Genomic DNA, 18012 nt, shown 5'->3' on the forward strand with positions numbered 1-18012 from the left:
CTCGGCTACGCCTGTGGGGTCTCCACCTAGCGCTATCTCCCTCAGGACAAGGAAGGCTTCGGCAGCGAAACATCGCACGAAGAAAATGCGTAGCATTTTCGAGGAGTCTTCGCCTTTTGCTCCAATCCACAGCTAGAAATAACAAGAACAATAGAGTTGATTCTTTCAGTTAACTCAAATACCTAATTATAAACCTTATGTTTAATGAAGAAACCTTTGATTGAAGTGGAAGGGGCGAAGACGCCCGCGGGAGGAAGGGACAGGTGAGACCCCGCAACGGAGTGAGGAGGCTCACGGACCGCCCGCAGGCAAGCGAAGCGCCTGGAACGGAAATCAACTAGATTAACTGCTTTCTTATCTTTTAAAAGTAGATTACTCCAGGATTCCCCTTTTCATTCTTTACTCACACTTATTTAATTTTCACAGAAGAAATAATCTCCATCATGCTCTTTGTACTAGCTTCCATATTGCCCGTTTCTGTTACCGTTGTCATTTTTACTCCGCCCAACCCCACTGTCACTTCGTAAAGCTCTTCCTCTTCCCCATCAACAGGAGAAACCAGCAAGTAACCTAAACGACCTTCATCAGTTATTGTATGATCTACCAATAGATCAGAGAAATTCACTTTTGTAGAATCATATAATACCTCTGAATCTTTTGGTTCAAAAGGGTTTACAAACAAAAGGTAAGTTTGCTCGTCCTCTGTAAGAACAATATTGTTCTCCGATTCCGAATCAATGGTAAACCCAGTGGGTAAATGATAAGCAAATATATCTGTATCCTCAGAAGTATCTAGTGATTGCGCTTTAAATGTTTCTTCAAAAGTATCAACAGATTTTTGTGTTGCGTCTTCAATAGACACAGAGCAACCTGTTAAAAATAGTAATGATAAAAATAAAATAGAAATAATGGCTCTTCCAAAAGTCAAACTCTCCACTCCTTTTAGTACAATAAGACTAGAAAATACACACCAAACTTATCATACCTATAAATCTTCACCCTTGACAAGGATAAGTTGGAATTATCACTTAATTCCCCTATTTTATGATAGACTAGAAAATAGGTAAATAACAAGAGGTACTATTTGGAGGGATTGTAATGAAATTTACTGTTTACCTTGCTGGTGAAGTCCATACTAATTGGAGAGAAGAATTAATAGAAAAAGCACAAGCACTGGATCTTCCATTAGAGTTTGTAGGACCAATGACAGACCACGAGCGCTCAGACAACATAGGAGAAGCAGTTATGGGTACACAACCTAGCTCTATTGCAAAAGACGAAGCAGCATCTCAAATCAATAATCTTCGTACGGAACTCTTAATGAAAAAATCTGACCTTGTTATCGCCCTATTTGGAGAAAAATATAAACAATGGAACACTGCGATGGACGCAAGTGCCGCCATTAGTTTACAAAAACCGCTTATTTTAATTCGTCCGGAAAACCTTCATCATCCATTAAAAGAGTTATCTAATAAAGCAAATGTAACCGTAGAAACAGTCAACCAAGCTCTAAAAGTACTTACCTACGTATTGGAGTAGAAGCAGGCAATTTAAGCCTGCTTTTTCTCATTATATCTCCACTGTCCAATCAATAGCTTGCTAACATGCTGAAACATTTCCTTTCTTGAAACTACACCATCGGAAAAGATCCCCAACGCTCCTTCATGTTTCCTAATGTCTTTCCGCTGACAGTACTCATCCATTATGTCCCCTAGCTCTTTTCCTGCTAAAATCTCCTCTTTAAAAGCATCAGGTAAAGGTATTCTAGCACCACCAGCTATGTATTCCTTGCCGTCTTTAGCAACTAGCGCTCCCCAATTACAGACCATTACTTCTAAGGATGGTGTGGAACCAAGAACCACGCCACCTTCAAGTCCGATAGCAAAGTCTGCATCTTCTATTTCTTTTAGAGCCCCTCTTGCACGGTGCAATGCCCCTTCAATCGTTTCTTGATCTGTCATGGGTTGTTTACTTACACCAGATTCTACTTCAAGTGAAATTGTTTCAACTTCCATCTCAAGCTCTCTTATTGCACCCTGAACCGCCTCGTATTTTGCAGGGTTTCTTGAACCTACTACCACTTTCATCTTTATCTCACCTTCCCATTAAAAGAAAAACGATGGGGATTCCCCATCGCTTCCCAACTTTATATTATTATCTGCTTCTAATGGACTCTACTGTGGAATGATCCGCAGATTTTACAAGTTTGACAATGAGCTCTCTTGCCGCGGCATAATCATCCACATGGACCATGGAAGCGTGTGTGTGGATATATCTTGAACAAATCCCCACTACCGCTGAAGGAACTCCCTCATTAGATGTGTGGACACGACCAGCGTCTGTTCCACCTTGAGAGATGAAATACTGATAAGGAATGCTGTTAGATTCAGCCGTATCCAATACAAAATCCCTCATACCAGTGTGAGTTACCATAGAGCGATCATAAATACGCAATAATGCACCTTTGCCTAAATGGCCAAATTCCTTCTTATCACCAGTCATATCGTTTGCAGGTGAAGCGTCAAGTGCAAAGAAAATATCAGGCTTAATCATGTTCGCAGCTGTCTGTGCTCCACGTAAACCTACTTCTTCCTGAACCGTAGCTCCTGAGTAAAGGATATTTGGTAATGTTTCACCTTGAAGATCTTTCAATAGTTCAACGGCAAGTCCGCATCCATAACGGTTATCCCATGCTTTAGCCAGAATCTTCTTCTCGTTTGCCATTGGTGTGAACGGACAGATAGGAACAATCTGTTGACCTGGTTTAATGCCGATGTTAATTGCGTCCTCTTTATTGTCTGCACCTATATCAATTAGCATATTTTTTATATCCATCGGCTTGGCACGTTTCGCTTCATCTAATAGATGCGGAGGAATCGATCCAATAACTCCAATAACTGGACCATTGTCTGTCATTACTTGCACACGTTGAGCAAGCAAGACTTGGCTCCACCAGCCGCCAAGCGTTTGGAATCTTAACATTCCGTTTTCTGTAATAGAAGTGACCATAAAGCCGACTTCGTCCATATGGCCTGCGACCATGACTGTTGGGCCAGTTTCGTCGCCTTTTTTCACTCCGAAAATACCACCAAGTCGATCTTGTACCACTTCATCTGAGTACTTTTCCAATTCACTGCGCATAAAGCGGCGAACTTCATGTTCAAAGCCAGGTGCCCCTTGTAGCTCCGTTAACGTTTTAAATAAAGTCAATGTTTCCTGATTCAACTAAGTCAGCTCCTTTTTTCAAAACCTATATGTAGAATGATCCTTTATACTTCGTTAGATTATCGAAATATTTTAACTATATTGTATCGAACTTTCTCTATTGTTTCCAGCTTTAGCATGACATTTATTTGTTTTACAAGTTATACTATTAGTAAGATAGGCAGAATCAATTCAACTCATCAGCTACTCCCATTTGAAAAGGCTTACGTAAAATAAGAGTATGATATATGGAAGGATGATACGAAATGAAATGGAAAGCACTTCTAATCGGTGCTGGAATTGGTGCAGCAGCCGCATATCTTTTTACTGAAGCATCAAAGCAGCAAGCCATAAAACCTGAAAAAGCGTTAAAAATTGCCAAGGAAGCTTTTAAAAAGCGTGGCCCTGTTGATGGCTCCTGGATCCAAATGGTGCCTGAAACGATTATTCGAAATGATATGTCCTACTCCATCTACAGAGGCGGAATTTCCCGAAGAATAGAGGACGTCTTGGAGCAATATGAATTTATTGTAGACAAGAATACGGGAGTCATATTGGATGTTAATCAATTAAAATGAAAACATGCCTGGCAGATAAAAACTGCCAGGCATATTTTATCTTTTCCGCTCTATTTTTTCTTGTATTTCATAAGTTTCATTCCATTTTACTGCGCGGTAAAATGCATCATGATAAAAAGTAAACCAGGCATTACGTCTTACTCCCTCTTTAATCCATTTCTCTTTTGCTTCAATCGATGTCATCGGATAATCATCATAGGCAAGGACCCACAAAGACGGAGAATGCGCATGGGTAGGCATGAGATCTGCCATATGAATAAGGCTTTCCTCCCTTTGTGTCATTTCAATAATGGCATGGCCATCACTATGGCCTCCGGTATGTATCATTTTTATTCCATTGATGATGGTTGTCTCGTCTTGAAATGTTTTTACCTGTTCTTCAATTCCTTGCCAGTTTATCTCCCAATACGTATTTCTTGAACGTATATTAGGGTTTCTCATTTCATTCCATTCAACCTCTGATACATAAATAGTTGCATTAGAAAATACAGATACGTATTGATTTTTTTCGGCATCCCATTTGGTCAGTCCGCATACATGGTCAAAATGAAGATGAGTCATGATGATGGTGTCTATGTCTTCTGGTGTCAATCCAAGTTTTTGCAAATCTTCCTCCACAGACGACTCTTCTGTTGCACCATAATTTCGTCTTTGTTTTTCAGAGAGCTTCCCTTTCCCAAGTCCTGCCTCAATAAGGATATTACTCTCCTCTGTTTGAATAAGAATAGGATCCGTTCTAAGCTCTATCTGATTTTTGTCGTTCACAGGATATTTTTTTGACCATAAGGCCTTCGGGACCACTCCGAACATTGCACCACCATCAAGATGCGTTACTCCACCGTTCAACCAAGTCAGCTTCCACTTACCGAATGTTAGCGTTTCCATATCAGCCATCTCCCTCTTTGTACAATTTGTATGTATGCCCCTATTGTATCAAAAAAAGCGCCCTTCCACTAAAGGAAAAGGACGCTTCGTGTTTTATTCATTTTGGATATTTTACCTCACAACGATAGATAGGGAATCCCTTGCTAGAAAACTTCTCCTCATATTCCGTCATGATGTTTCCTTCAAACTCACTATTATGAAGGTCTAGACTAACATATTTCAATAATAACCCATACTCAGAAAAGCTCATTAACGAATACTCAAAAAGTCCACGGTTATCTGTTTTAAAGTGAATCTCACCTTGTGGAACCAAAACTTCTTTATACAAGTCCAAGAACCCTTTGTACGTTAACCTTCTTTTTTCATGTCGGGTCTTTGGCCATGGATCAGAGAAGTTCAAATAAACTCTGTCCACTTCACCGGCCTCAAAGTAATCAGATAGCTTTTGTGCATTGACATTCAACAGTTTGACGTTTGGAATATCAGCTGCTACTGCTTTTTCCAGTGCTTTTACAATAACACTTTCAAATAATTCTATGCCGATATAATTTATGGTCGGATTAGCTTTTGCCATTTCCGTAACAAATGTTCCTTTTCCCGTTCCCACTTCAATGTGGATCGGGTTGTCATTTCCGAAAATCTCACTCCACTTCCCTTTTTTATTTTCGGGATCTGGAATGCAGTAATAGGAATTTTCAGCAATAAAATCTGCTGCCCATGGTTTGTTTCTGAATCTCATGTCGTTTGGTCACCTCGGCGTTTTATTAGTTTATAGTCGATGACAGAAAAAAACCGATCGCGATGGACCGATTCTTTTGTCGTGTATAAGAATGATAAATAAACAAAGGCTAGTACATATATAAAATAAAGGAGTGCTGACAAATGCCGTTAAATTATCATGATCAAATACATCTTCTAAAGGATATTTTGGCGGATCATCAAATTGATTGCTGCGGTTCTGTTGCTGAATACGAGCAGTTGGAGCGCGTCATTAAATCATTAATGGTCAATAATGAAATCGATCATAATGTAAAGAATATCTTGCAAGACATCTATACCTATAGCCAAGCTGGCATCAATTCCAGCAATGACCATGATCACAATCAATTGCATCAATCAAAATTCACCAACTGGATCGATAGCATCGATCAATACTCATAGTTCAACCGGTAAAAGTCTTTCCAAATAGTTCAACCAGTTCTGTTTCTCTTTTTCAATGTCTTTATGGTGATACCATTGTACGGATAGAATAGTTTGAGCTATCACATACCAGTGCATACGGTGGCGCAAATCGTCTGTAAGTGGTATCCCATAAGTGGAAAGCCAGTCATTCCACTCCTGTTCAGGAATATACCAATATAATAACATGCATAAATCGATGGCTGGATCCGCTATAACAGCTCCATCCCAATCAATTAAGAAAAGCTCTTGATTATCGGAAAGCAACCAATTGTTATGGTTCAAATCACAATGGCAGACTACCTTATCTCTATACTGGACATTTTTAATTTCCTTTGTAAGAAAATCGAGTGATTTTTGAATCACGTCCAAAGAAAAGAGATCTAAAGCCATCCCATTCTTAATATCTTCCAGTATAGTGGATGGTTCCACAGGTTCTTTACCCAATCGAGTAAGCATATCAAGCAACTCTTTGGAGTGGTGAATCTTGTGAAGAAGCTGAGCCACTGTTTCCATATTCATGTCGTTTGGTTTAAGTTCTCTTGCACTTATCCAGTGCTGAGCCGTAATGACATCCCCATTTTCCAGGCGTTTCGTCCAGACCAATTTCGGGACAATTCCCTCTGCTGAAAGAACAGCCAAAAATGGCGATGAATTCCTTTTAAGGAAGAGCTTTTTCCCTTCATTTTGAGCGAAATACGCATCTCCCGTCAAACCACCCGCAGGACTGATTTTCCACTCATCACCTAATAAATGTTCCAACCATTTCACCTTCAATTTCAACACAACTTTTCATTATCAAATATTAGAAAAGCGCAAGCGCTAAATAAGAATTTTCATATTAACAACTTTTTTAAGCAAAAAAACAGCTATTGAACAATTTCGCAATAGCTATCTTTTAAATTTTATCGTTATTTCCCAATTAAATCAAGTCCTTGTGTAACAATTAATATTGTGCCAATACAACCGTGCTGATGGGTGGCACCTGTACTTCATAGTTTACTTTTCGGATTGGTAAATCGCCTGCTGTACTGCCTTCTACAAGAACTTCCCACTCTCCTGAGAATGGAAGGGTTACGTTTTCCGTATTCGTCCCGTTATGGAAAATAATCAATAGATGGTTGTACTTTCCATACTGTTTCACATCACTGAGGTGATACATGAGCATATTTCCTTTATCGAGAGGAAAGCACACATGCCTTTTTATTTCCGTAACTGTCGATAACCGTAAAGCTTTATGTGCTTTTCGAAGCCAGATCAGCCCCCTCACATAAGCCACATTCTCTGAGTAACGATTTTTTCTTTCCCAATCCAAGCTATTGACGGAATCTGGAGATTTGTAGCTGTTCTCTTCCCCGCCTTTTGTCCGGAAAAACTCTTGCCCTGCGTGTAAAAATGGGATGCCTTGAGATAAGAGTGTGACGGAAGCGGCAAGGCGATGACGCTTCATTCTTGTTTCTTCATCTTCATGGCTATTGCAGACGGCTATTTTATCCCACATTGTATGATTATCATGTGATTCAATATAGTTGATCGATTGAGCAGGCTCAAGAAAAAGTCCTTTATGGTTCGGATCAATTTGTACACTACCTGCAAGCGATTGTTTCAATAGAGCCGTTTTGTGGGTATTGCCAAGCGCAAATCCCCTGTCGAATAAGTTGAACGTACTACCTTTTACCGAATCGCGAACCATGTCATTAAAGAATGCGATTCCCGGCATCTTCTTGGCATTCAGTATCATTGCTTTACGGTCAGCTGCTAAAGGGGTGTTCAGTTCCCACCCTTCTCCAAGGATGATGGCACCTGGTTTGATGACAGATACCGCCTCTTTTACTTCATTCATTGTCTGAACGTCTAATATTCCCATCAAGTCAAATCTGAAACCATCCACATCATATTCCTGCAACCAGTATCGAATGGAATCCAGAATAAACTTACGTACCATTTTCCGTTCGGATGCAATGTCATTACCTACTCCCGTCCCGTTAGATGGCATGCCATGCTCATCATGTCGAAAATAATAACCAGGCACTATTTTTTCAAAAGAGGAGTCCTCGCGGATATACACGTGATTATATACAACATCCATAATTACCCTTAAGTCTTTATGGTGTAATGTATTTATTAGATTTTTCAGTTCCAATATTCGAGAGTAAGGGTCATTTGGATCGAGCGCGTAGCTTCCTTCAGGTACATTAAAAAGAAGAGGGTTATAACCCCAGTTGTAGTCTTTATCAGGTTCTGCTTCGTCCACTCCGCCAAAGTCATTTAATGGTAATAACTCAATATGAGTTACTCCAAGACTTTGGAGGTAAGGAACGCCTGTGATTCCAATATCGGACACCTCTAAAGGATCCTCTGTAAAAGCGGCATACTTACCCTTATGAACCATTCCGCTTTTTGAATGGGAGGAAAAGTCACGAACATGCAACTCGTATATAATGGCATCTGTTGCATCGTTAAAGGGAAGCATAGACACTTTTGGAACGTTTATTCTTTCTTTATCTAAAATCACGGCAGACTCACTATTAATAGTAGATGCAATCGCATACGGATCGACGGCTTCCCTCCATACAAGATTCACGCAAACTAGATAAGTGTAATGAAAACCTTCTAAATCTCCCTGTACCGTAATTCGCCATATCCCTTTTTCCTCACGAATAAGACTATAGAATATGCTCTCCTTACTTTTAGGAGCTACAAGTTTTATTTTCACTGCAGATGCCGTTGGCGCCCAAAGGGTAAAGGTGGATTCCCCCTTTTGATATTGCGCCCCAAGGTCATCCTTTTCATAATAAAATGCTTCATCAAAAGCTGGTGAGCGGATAACTGCCCCAATTTGCAAATCTGTTTTCCTACTATGTTCATCAATAATCATATATTTGGTGCCTATGAAGATTTGCGTATTTGTTTTACATATATATTTAACCGAGCCCTGTAGGGTTTTTCTATCTATAATTTCAAGCGGGTAAGTAGATTTTTCGTCTGATAGGGTAAAGGAAGCTGATTCTCCATTGTAACTTCCGTTAGGCAAAAGGATTGTGATCTGATCCATTTCATCTAAATAGGCCTCGAATTCTCTTTTGATGAAAATCATGCATTTCCCTCCCTGTCTCCTAAAGTGTTCTTCTAGAACTGGCCATCTTCTATATTATTCAAGCATAGTCATGACCTTGACATATATTCATACAATTCTTCATTATTGCCATTCTGGTCTGTCTATATAAGTGGACTGACAATGAGAAAGCAAAGCTCCAGCCGCTTTTAGCTGACTATGTTTTAAAGGAAGTTTGTTCGCCCGCATTTTCTCAAACCATTTTGCATATGTACGCTTATCTACTACTTGAACATCTGCCGGCCCATCCGTTATGTCAATATACCCTTTTGGGTGCAACAAAAGTTTAGTAACAGGCAAGCTCACATCATATAGCGGAAGGATATTTTTAATGATGGCCCCCATCCTGTTGAGGCTGATCGTTGGGTTTACTATTTTTCTTTCCTTTTCTCTTTCCCGAATGGACCAGAAGCGGTCATTATTTCCTAAAACCACACTCTCTTCTTGCTCCTCCATGTAATAGAGCACCATAATTTCGTTTGGGGTAATAAGGATGATTTCAAGTTCCACTGGTGCTTGCTTTACTAAAAAGATAGGTTTATACATCACAAAAAACGTATCTGGAAACCTTTGCAAAAAATATTTCAGTAACCATTCACGTTTATAATTCTTCTGCAGATAGGACATTTCTCTGATGGTGGAACTTGCCCATTTTAACTGAAGAGGAAGAATGGAATCAAGAAATTGTTGTTTGCTCTCTTCTGCCGTCTTACTGCCTGTGACACGGGGAAGTTCCCACTCTTCTTCGTGTTCGTTATCAACGTTTAGGATGTTAACAGTGAACGACTCATCTTCTTGTTCCTTTTTCCTAAAGGACTTCATAAGGCTGATTAACCTGCCATCTTTTGAGGATGTTACCTCCGTATGAGCATTAGGAGAAGGGCTCTTTATATCAACCGGGTTTCTTAACATCTCTTGATAGGTATTCCATTGTTGCTTTTTTAATCTGATATATTGGTTTGGATAGCGATATATATCGGCTTCATAACGGGTGATATAATCTTGCAATTTTATTAATTGTGCCAATGGTGGTCACTCTTTTCTATAATAAATAATGAATGGCTACAGGTAATATTATGGCGTATAGTAATGCAGATAGTGTCATGCTGATGGAACTGAATGCCGCTTCCTCTTCTCCATATTCCATCGCTTTAGCAGTCCCAATCCCGTGTGCAGCACACCCAAGCCCCACTCCAACCCCTAAAAAGTGGGTTATTCCAAGTATTCTCATTAGGACTGGCCCAAACAATGCACCAAAGATGCCACTTAGTATAACGAGCGCTGCCGCTAAGCTTGGTATACCCCCTGTAAGGTCTGCAATCTCCATGGCGATAGGGGAAGTCACAGATTTAGGAAGGAACGACGCGGAGTATATAGAAGGAAGGTTAGCAACCTTTACATACAAAAACCCAGTAACCATGCCGACAACTATTCCAGACAATATTCCTGCAATCAATGGGATCCGATAACGTATAATTTTTGAACGTTGATGGTATAGGGGGTAAGCAAGCGCAACAACCGCCGGCCCGAGCAACTCCTGAATCCACCAACCTCCTAGCATATATGTATCATAAGATATATCAGTCAAATGCAAGCCAATAATAATTACTAGAGTCGTAGTGGCGACAGGATTGAAAATCGGCATACGTAATCGGTTATAAATATGTCTCATTGCCAGAAAAGCTAGGTAGGTAGTAAGGATGAACAAGAAACTAAACCAACTATTCACCATTCAACACACCTGTTGCTTCTGTCTTATTATCGACAGATACTGCCGTTTTTTGAGCAACCACTCCCGAACATACCAAGACGATAATGGTTCCTACTAAAAGAGCGAGCAACATAATCATTCCTTCTGTTCCTGATAGAATGCTAAAGTAGTCCATCACTCCAACAGTGGCGGGGACAAAAAACAAAGGGAGATAGAAAAGAAGTACATTTGCTCCGTCTTGCAAATATCTCTCCTTCACTACACCTGTCAAAAGCAGAATAAGCAGAAAAACCATTCCAATAATACTACCTGGAACTGGGATGTCAAAAGTACTTTGTAGTACTACACCAATTTTGTAAAACAAATAAAATACAATTACTTGAATTAATAGTTTCATTCCCCTCATTTTCTAATCCTACTCCTATACTAAAGAAAAAAATTCCTTTTCTTCATATTTGGGCAATCTGTTTAAATGTGTTTCATATAAAATGATATTGTTCACATTAAACGTCTCTTTCTGCGAACTGTGGACAGGAAGCAGATCATGATTAATGGATCCTGGCCCCTTCCACTTCCTTGCAATGGTGATATGTGGATGAAATGGCCGTGAGTCGAGCTGAAGTCCAACCATCTCACATGCATCATATACAGATTTTCTCAGCAGATTAAGCTCCATTGACTTTTCGATACCGTACCAAAAAATTCGAGGTGACTGAGGATTCCCAAATGTACCAAGCTCACTTAATGTGATCGAAAACTGCTGATGATTTGTGACAGTTTCTGAAAGAAGGGTTGTCAACTTTTCTTTTTGTCCTTCTTCCAAATCACCTAAAAAAGCGAGTGTGATATGAAGGTCTTCCGGATGCACCCATCTTGTAAACGGAAAGTGGTTTTTTAATTTTTTCATATATAAATGGAACGCTTCCTTTAACGGTTGTGGAAGAGGTACAGCAACAAAATAATGAGTTTGAGTCGTCATATTCTCACCCTTCTTAATTTTACCAGATATCTTTTATTGTCTTGCATATTATCTTAGCACCAAACAGACGATATAGTTAATTTAATCTTAATCCCTTAATAAGCCATGTGCTTAGTCCGTTTTTATAATTTATGATACAATACGGATTATTGAGACATGAAAGAGAAAGGTTGTGCGTAGTAGTGAAGGTAGTTTCAAATATGGCTGATTTAATTGGAGATACTCCACTTGTTAAGTTAAACCGCATTGTGCCTGAAGGAGCGGCGACGGTTTATTTAAAATTAGAATTCCAAAACCCTAGCGGCAGTGTAAAAGATAGAGCTGCGTTTAATATGATTATCCAGGCAGAAAAGGATGGCCTCATCAAACCTGGTGCAACCATCATTGAACCAACTAGCGGAAATACCGGGATTGGTTTGGCGATGAATGCAGCAGCAAGAGGCTATAAAGCGATATTGATCATGCCGGATACGATGTCTAAAGAACGGATAAACCTTTTGAAAGCATATGGTGCAGAAGTAGTATTAACACCAGGCGATGAAAAAATGCCAGGTGCTATTAAAAAGGCCAAGGAGCTTGTAAAAGAAATACCTAACAGCTTTATGCCGATGCAGTTTGAAAACCATGCCAATTCTGATGCACACAGAAAGTCTACGGCACTCGAAATTATTGATGGTATGCAACAAATCGGCAAGCCATTAACCGCTTTCGTAGCAACGGCCGGAACTGGCGGAACCATTACTGGTACAGGAGAAGAGTTGAAAAAGCATTATGAAGGGTTGACTGTCCATGTCGTGGAGCCTGCAGGATCACCTGTCCTTTCCGGCGGGAAGCCTGGCAAACATAAGCTTGTGGGAACTAGTCCTGGGTTCATTCCAGATATCTTGAACCAGGAAGTTTATGATGAGATTTTCAAGATTGAAGATGGGGATGCATATGAAATCACTCGTAAGCTTGCTCGTCATGAGGGCATATTGGTTGGACCGTCTTCCGGTGCTGCTTGTTATTCTGCGATTGAGGTGGCAAAAAGGTTGACTCCTGATGATGTGGTAGTTTGTATCGCATGCGATACGGGAGAAAGGTATTTGTCTACCGACCTTTTTGATTTTGAGAATGAATAAACGAAAAGACCCTTGGCTGCATTAGCTGAGGGTCTTTGTAATTTTAACCGTTCCTTTGCGCTGCAGGCACTCGCTTTCCGCGGGGCGGTGCTGGAGCCTTCTAGGCTTTGCCAAAGCTACTGAAAAAGTCTTAGAATTTATATATTGTTTTAGACACCGCTGTGGATTTCCGCAAATGGCTTCGCTTTCCTAGGAGCTGACGTGAGCCTCCTCGGCTTCGCCTGTGGGGTCTCCACCTAGCGCTATCTCCCTCAGGAGTCTTCGCCTTTTGCTCCAATCCACAGCTCAAAATTACTAAGTACTATATCATATCTGTTTTTCAGTGGTTTCACTTTGCCTATGGGGACTCAAGTCTGCCGCTATTTCCCGCCGGAGTCGAGTGCCTTCCGCTCCAATCCACTCATTTTTATGAACTTATGATGCTTTTGCGAGTTGTTTTTTATCGGCTTGGTTGATCATCAGGATGAAGACTAATCCGCACATTGTTAAAAGGCCGAAGAACAAATAGACATGTGCAACGGAATAGTACTCTGCAATAAAGCCGCCAAAGAATGTACAGAACCAACTCCCTAACCCATTACCGATGGCAGTATATAGAGAAACCGCCGTTGCACGTGCAGAGGTTGGGGCGATATCCCGTACAAACTGCAGCGCTGCAGGTATGAAAAGTCCAACAGAAAAACCTTGGGCAATCGTAGTCGCATACACCACATACAGTGGCGGCTCGAAGAAATATAGCACCCAACGGATCATCGCAATGGATCCCGCACTGATCATGATTGTATGAAGGCCAAAGCGCGCTATCCACTTTCCTGCCACTCTCATAAAAGGCGCCTCACTTCCAGCAGCAAGCAAGAAGGCAATCCCTACTCCCGTAACGGTGCCTCCAATATCAGTAATAAACAGCCCAAAATAAAAGTTGTTGGCAAATACAGGGCCGAATACAAGAAACGTTGTCACAAGGAACATCACAAACTTAGGCAACTTCATAAGCGTTCCGATGCCATCGCGGACATTGACACTGATTGTCTGACTTTCCTTCGGCAGGAAGCTCGATACCACCGTACCTAGCAATAGAGCTATTGCAAAGGTAAAGAATATTACTTTTAAAGAAAAGAAATCAGAAAGCCATCCCGCAACTAGAACAGCCACAGCAAAACCTATCGCTCCCCATAACCTGATGGAACCATAATTCCCTTTTGTCCTCTGAACATAATTAAGGGTAATGCTGTCTGAAATGGGTACAAGGGCGCTTTGCGTAACTGCCAACAGAAACGCGACAGCAAGCAAGGCTCCATAGCTCTCCATAAATGAAAAGGCAATACCTGTTACTGCTGTGAGAAAAAGCGTCCAGAGCAGGATTTGTTTTGGTTTTTGGGTATAGTCGCTAAAGACTCCCCACAATGGCTGTATGAATATCATTACAACAGGACTAATCGACATGATCATCCCAATTTGTGATCCGCTCAGCCCCACATCTTCTTTTAAATATACTGTTAACAATGGGAATAGAGCCCCAAAGCTGAAAAATGTTAAAAAGTAAAAACTGTAAAAGTAGCGAGTTGTTTTGTCTTTCATTGAGGCAGTACTCATGATATATCCTTCTTTCTTCTCGTCAAATAAAGGAAAAAGTAAAAGGCTACTGCCCCATAGGGAAGTAACCTTTACATTCTACCACAATTATATTTAGGATAAATATGTTATTTTGCTAATTCATAGATAGCTTGTGCATAGATGGCAGTCGCCTTGATGAGATCTTCAATGTAAATATGCTCATCTTTTTGATGCGCCACGTCCTCCCTACCAGGGAAAAGCGGACCAAAAGCCACACCTGCTTCAAGCGATCTTGCATATGTTCCACCACCGATGGACAATAACTCCGCTTTATCTCCAGTTTGTTCTTCATAAATCTTCTGAAGAGTTTGGATAAGCTCGTGATCTTGTGGCACATGGTGTGCAGGAGAAACATTGAATTTTTTCACGTCAAAGCCAAACGTCTCTGCCTCATTACGCAACTGCTCTTCCACTTTCTTTGTATCGCATGTAACAGGAAAGCGAATGTTAACCCCTAAAGTGCCGACAGATGCTTCGCGGTCATATCGGAAAACACCTGTGTTGATGGTTAGGTCGTCAGTAATCTCGTCGTGGAAATTGATGTTAAGCTTTTTCCCACGAGAATCAAATGAAAGCTTTTCACTGATAAAACCGACAAAGGATGCACCACTTGCATCTAGCCCTAAAGAGTGAAGGAAGTTCGCCAAATGGTAACCTGCATTCGTACCATTATCCGGCTCCATGGCATGGGCTGACACCCCTTTGATGTTAAGGTACAAAGCATTGCCTTCCTTCGTATAGCCACCCTCGATACCTTTTTCTGAAATGTATTCATTAAAAGCGTGCGTGATTTCGTCCATTTCTTCCGTCACTTCAAGTGACGCTTTCGCATGATCTGGCACCATGTTCAACCGGCGACCTGATTCAAATGTTAACAAGGTGACATTTGAAGATGGAGTCTCACCTTTGAAATCAAGCCCTAGCTGAATATCACCTATTCCTTTTTCCGCATAGATGATTGGGAAGTCCGCGTCAGGGGCAAACCCCATTGTAGGCATTTCTTCATGTTTAAAATAGTGCTCTACACACTGCCAGTTGCTTTCCTCGTCTGTACCAATAATGATGCGCACACGTTTAGAAAGTGGGAGATCTAGCTCTTTTACTATCTTCAAAGCATAATAAGCCGCCATTGTCGGACCTTTGTCATCCATTGCACCACGTGCGAAAATTTTCCCGTCACGAATGGTGGCACTGAATGGTTCATCTGTCCAGCCGTCTCCTTCTGGGACTACATCCACATGACATAGGATTCCTACAAGCTCTTCTCCTTGGCCGTGTTCGATATGACCGGCATAATGGTCAACATTTTTTGTAAGAAAGCCGTCAGCTTTCCCCTTATGTAACAAATATTGAAGCGCCTCTTCTATTCCTTTTCCAAAAGGAGTCTCTGTGCTTGCCTCTTCTTCATTCAAGACACTATTAATTTGTAAAAATTCCTGTGTATCTTTTATTAAGGAATCTTTTCTTTTCTCTACTTCTTCCAACCAATTAATATTTCCCATTTAATCATCACCTCATTAGAAAATGAAAAAGCGTATTCATCATAAGTACAAATCCAACTAATCCGACGGCCGGATAATACAGCCATCTTGTTACAAGATCTTGATAGTGTTCTTGAACCAGCTTCTTCCCCTTATGCATATTCAAGAAGGGATGTCCCACCAATTCATCATATACTATATTTAACCACTCTTTTAGAAAAAAGAAAAACGCCATAAACAAGCCGAATGTCATCCATAACGGGAGATACCCCATGACAGCAATAGTGATACCAATCAGCTGCAAATACGAAAAAATATGACGAGAGTTTCGCAACAGATATTTAAAGAACAATTCCGTCAAGGCACTATGGGGGCTCCTGTCTTCGATTATCCTTTGAGACCGCCTGAAAAATAAAGGCTTGTTTCTCTCAGAAGAACGAGGAACATGCACATATTCCGAAACATAGAAAATCATTCCGACATATTTCTGACGCACCTTTTCGTTATGAACCATATCGACCATAAAACTCTCTGTTCGCAAGTAAATGGTAAAAAAGGTTATGAAACCAAGCATAAGGAGAGCAGTTGATACAATCCACATAGATTGATTAACTGTTAGATAAGTAAAAAGTCCAAGAAATAGAAAAGCTGTGAACGTAATCAGTTTTCGCTTCCATCCAGACCAATGTAAATCTATCACTTTACCTAAAACGGTAGTGAATAGAAACAATGCAAGATAAAATGATATCCACTCAAGCAATGGGAAAGTAGACGGGCTGATCGCCTCCATTAGCAAATAGGTAAGAATAGCAATGAGCAAGGCTTTTATCACATTCAATCCCATACTCGCTATCACACCCCACTTTTTCAACCCTTGCAATAAATCTCTTCGGTGAACAAAAAAGTACATATCCGCTTGCTGATAATAAACACGGATAGCCCCCGTCCAAGCTAGATAATAGATAGCAAAAAGGGTTAAACCGTATGGAAGTTCCTGAAGCAAAGCAATGAAACTCGGAAACATATCATAAATCATGGCTGCAACGAATAATAATGTAAGGACCATATAGACCAGGATCGTCCAATCAACAACAGCTTTTGTATTCTTCCATTGATACTGACGCTCTTGTTTTAAGCGATCCTTGTATAAACGGAATGCCGTCATCACTCCTGCTCCCTTTCGGATAGTGTGTAAAAACAATCTAGCAATGAAGCACCGGGAAGTTGGCAATTTATTTGTATATCTTGTAGGGTCCCTTCTGCTTTCTTGCGCCCGTCAGCCAAAAGAATAAACCTGTCACAAATCTTTTCCGCCGTATCCAGAACATGGGTACACAACAAGATGCCTACACCCCTAGCCTGTTCCTGATGAAAAAGCTGGAGAAGCTTCTTCGTTGCAATCGGATCAAGCCCGATAAACGGTTCATCCACAATATATAAAGTAGGCTTAGACATGATGGCAAAAATCAGCATGGCTTTTTGCTGCATCCCTTTTGAAAAGGTAGCAGGAGACTCGTGAATGACTTTTTCCAAATCAAACAACATCAATAGTTCCTCTACTCTCTCTTTCCAAACCTTTTCTTCTATCTCCAGCAAAGATGCCATCAAATCTATATGCTCCCATAATGTCATATCATAATAAAATACAGGCTTCTCAGGAATATAGGCATATGATTTATCGGAAGGAAGTGATATCTCTCCTTCAAAAAAAGGATTTAAGCCAAGTAAGGTTTTGATAGTTGTACTCTTACCGGCGCCGTTTGGACCAATCAGCCCCACCATCTCACCTTTTGAAACAGTAAAATCAATATTCTGCAAGACAGACATTTCATCATCATATCCTGCTTTATCTAACTGTAAGGTTAGTAATTTCATTTAGGGTCACACCTCTCTCCTGTCTTATACGATGTTTTAGGTCTAAAGTTTCATATTTTTCAAATAATTACTAGCAGAATAATGTCGAGTAGTGTAAAATAATGTATATAGACTCATAATTTATTCATTTACTCTTAACACATCCAAGACTAAATGTTAATATTGTGTAAATTGCATCATTATTCTAGAATTTTTTCCACATATTCGTGTACAATATAAACTAACTAAATACCTAACACCTATCATCAAGAATTTAGCGAGTAGTACCAT

At 40.4% G+C, this 18012-nt stretch carries 19 protein-coding genes; 4 read left to right on the forward strand and 15 right to left on the reverse strand.

The features are described 5' to 3' along the window. Nucleotides 1–409: 409 nt before the first annotated feature. Nucleotides 410–928: a hypothetical protein gene (locus tag HF078_RS18545; protein ID WP_060664728.1), complete on the reverse strand. Its 519-nt coding sequence runs from the start codon at nucleotides 926–928 to the stop codon at nucleotides 410–412. 170 nt (nucleotides 929–1098) lie between these two features. On the opposite strand from HF078_RS18545, the gene HF078_RS18550 reads away from it, so the two are divergent. Beyond that, nucleotides 1099–1539, forward strand: coding sequence for a YtoQ family protein (locus HF078_RS18550; RefSeq protein ID WP_169292482.1), 441 nt, complete (start codon nucleotides 1099–1101; stop codon nucleotides 1537–1539). Nucleotides 1540–1550: 11 nt separating this feature from the next. Here the strand turns inward: HF078_RS18550 and HF078_RS18555 are convergent, their stop codons facing one another. Then, nucleotides 1551–2087 (reverse strand): DUF84 family protein, encoded by a 537-nt coding sequence (locus HF078_RS18555; protein ID WP_169292483.1) that lies wholly within the window; start codon nucleotides 2085–2087, stop codon nucleotides 1551–1553. Between the two features lie 67 nt (nucleotides 2088–2154). Beyond that, nucleotides 2155–3225 carry a M42 family metallopeptidase gene (locus HF078_RS18560; protein WP_169292484.1) on the reverse strand — a complete coding sequence of 357 codons (1071 nt, stop codon included), beginning with the start codon at nucleotides 3223–3225 and terminating at the stop codon, nucleotides 2155–2157. Between the two features lie 245 nt (nucleotides 3226–3470). Between HF078_RS18560 and HF078_RS18565 the strand changes: the two genes are divergently transcribed. Beyond that, the gene (locus HF078_RS18565; protein ID WP_060664724.1) at nucleotides 3471–3782 is read left to right on the forward strand and encodes a PepSY domain-containing protein; all 312 of its coding nucleotides are present in this window, start codon (nucleotides 3471–3473) and stop codon (nucleotides 3780–3782) included. A gap of 36 nt (nucleotides 3783–3818) precedes the next feature. Here the strand turns inward: HF078_RS18565 and HF078_RS18570 are convergent, their stop codons facing one another. Then, nucleotides 3819–4667, reverse strand: a complete 849-nt coding sequence (locus tag HF078_RS18570) for a YtnP family quorum-quenching lactonase (protein WP_169292485.1) — start codon at nucleotides 4665–4667, stop codon at nucleotides 3819–3821. A gap of 97 nt (nucleotides 4668–4764) precedes the next feature. Further along, nucleotides 4765–5406 (reverse strand): tRNA (guanosine(46)-N7)-methyltransferase TrmB, encoded by a 642-nt coding sequence (gene trmB / locus HF078_RS18575; RefSeq protein ID WP_169292486.1) that lies wholly within the window; start codon nucleotides 5404–5406, stop codon nucleotides 4765–4767. A gap of 143 nt (nucleotides 5407–5549) precedes the next feature. Here trmB and HF078_RS18580 point away from each other — a divergent pair, with 143 nt between their 5' ends. Further along, the gene (locus HF078_RS18580; protein ID WP_148987943.1) at nucleotides 5550–5828 is read left to right on the forward strand and encodes a YtzH-like family protein; all 279 of its coding nucleotides are present in this window, start codon (nucleotides 5550–5552) and stop codon (nucleotides 5826–5828) included. Here HF078_RS18580 and HF078_RS18585 read toward each other — a convergent pair. The 6 genes from HF078_RS18585 to thpR all read right to left on the reverse strand — a co-directional run bounded on the left by HF078_RS18585 (nucleotide 5823) and on the right by thpR (nucleotide 11651). After that, nucleotides 5823–6623, reverse strand: a complete 801-nt coding sequence (locus HF078_RS18585; RefSeq protein WP_205831683.1) for a phosphotransferase family protein — start codon at nucleotides 6621–6623, stop codon at nucleotides 5823–5825. The two genes, HF078_RS18580 and HF078_RS18585, sit on opposite strands and share 6 nt — an antisense overlap. Nucleotides 6624–6792: 169 nt before the next feature. Beyond that, complete coding sequence (pulA, locus tag HF078_RS18590) at nucleotides 6793–8943, reverse strand: type I pullulanase (RefSeq protein WP_169292488.1); 2151 nt, start codon at nucleotides 8941–8943, stop codon at nucleotides 6793–6795. A 102-nt stretch (nucleotides 8944–9045) separates the two neighbouring features. Further along, nucleotides 9046–9987 (reverse strand): NERD domain-containing protein, encoded by a 942-nt coding sequence (locus HF078_RS18595; protein WP_169292489.1) that lies wholly within the window; start codon nucleotides 9985–9987, stop codon nucleotides 9046–9048. 16 nt (nucleotides 9988–10003) lie between these two features. Then, entirely contained in the window at nucleotides 10004–10693 is a 690-nt protein-coding gene (locus HF078_RS18600) for an LrgB family protein (protein WP_169292490.1), read from the reverse strand. Beyond that, entirely contained in the window at nucleotides 10683–11069 is a 387-nt protein-coding gene (locus tag HF078_RS18605; protein WP_169292491.1) for a CidA/LrgA family protein, read from the reverse strand. Before HF078_RS18605 ends, HF078_RS18600 begins: the two co-directional genes overlap by 11 nt. 24 nt (nucleotides 11070–11093) lie before the next feature. Then, complete coding sequence (gene thpR, locus HF078_RS18610) at nucleotides 11094–11651, reverse strand: RNA 2',3'-cyclic phosphodiesterase (RefSeq protein WP_169292492.1); 558 nt, start codon at nucleotides 11649–11651, stop codon at nucleotides 11094–11096. 131 nt (nucleotides 11652–11782) lie between these two features. On the opposite strand from thpR, the gene cysK reads away from it, so the two are divergent. Beyond that, on the forward strand, nucleotides 11783–12772 hold the full coding sequence (gene cysK / locus HF078_RS18615) for a cysteine synthase A (protein WP_169292493.1): 990 nt from the start codon (nucleotides 11783–11785) through the stop codon (nucleotides 12770–12772). A gap of 414 nt (nucleotides 12773–13186) precedes the next feature. Here the strand turns inward: cysK and HF078_RS18620 are convergent, their stop codons facing one another. The 4 genes from HF078_RS18620 to HF078_RS18635 all read right to left on the reverse strand — a co-directional run bounded on the left by HF078_RS18620 (nucleotide 13187) and on the right by HF078_RS18635 (nucleotide 17742). Then, the gene (locus HF078_RS18620) at nucleotides 13187–14365 is read right to left on the reverse strand and encodes an MFS transporter (protein WP_169292494.1); all 1179 of its coding nucleotides are present in this window, start codon (nucleotides 14363–14365) and stop codon (nucleotides 13187–13189) included. A gap of 107 nt (nucleotides 14366–14472) precedes the next feature. Next, on the reverse strand, nucleotides 14473–15888 hold the full coding sequence (gene pepV / locus HF078_RS18625) for a dipeptidase PepV (protein ID WP_169292495.1): 1416 nt from the start codon (nucleotides 15886–15888) through the stop codon (nucleotides 14473–14475). Between the two features lie 7 nt (nucleotides 15889–15895). Then, nucleotides 15896–17032: an ABC transporter permease gene (locus HF078_RS18630; RefSeq protein ID WP_169292496.1), complete on the reverse strand. Its 1137-nt coding sequence runs from the start codon at nucleotides 17030–17032 to the stop codon at nucleotides 15896–15898. Continuing rightward, nucleotides 17032–17742 carry an ABC transporter ATP-binding protein gene (locus tag HF078_RS18635; protein WP_169292497.1) on the reverse strand — a complete coding sequence of 237 codons (711 nt, stop codon included), beginning with the start codon at nucleotides 17740–17742 and terminating at the stop codon, nucleotides 17032–17034. The genes HF078_RS18630 and HF078_RS18635 overlap by 1 nt, the downstream gene beginning before the upstream one ends. Between the last annotated feature and the right edge of the window lie 270 nt (nucleotides 17743–18012).

The sequence above is a fragment of the Bacillus sp. RO2 genome, assembly GCF_012911845.1.
GTDB lineage: Bacteria > Bacillota > Bacilli > Bacillales > Bacillaceae_I > Sutcliffiella_A.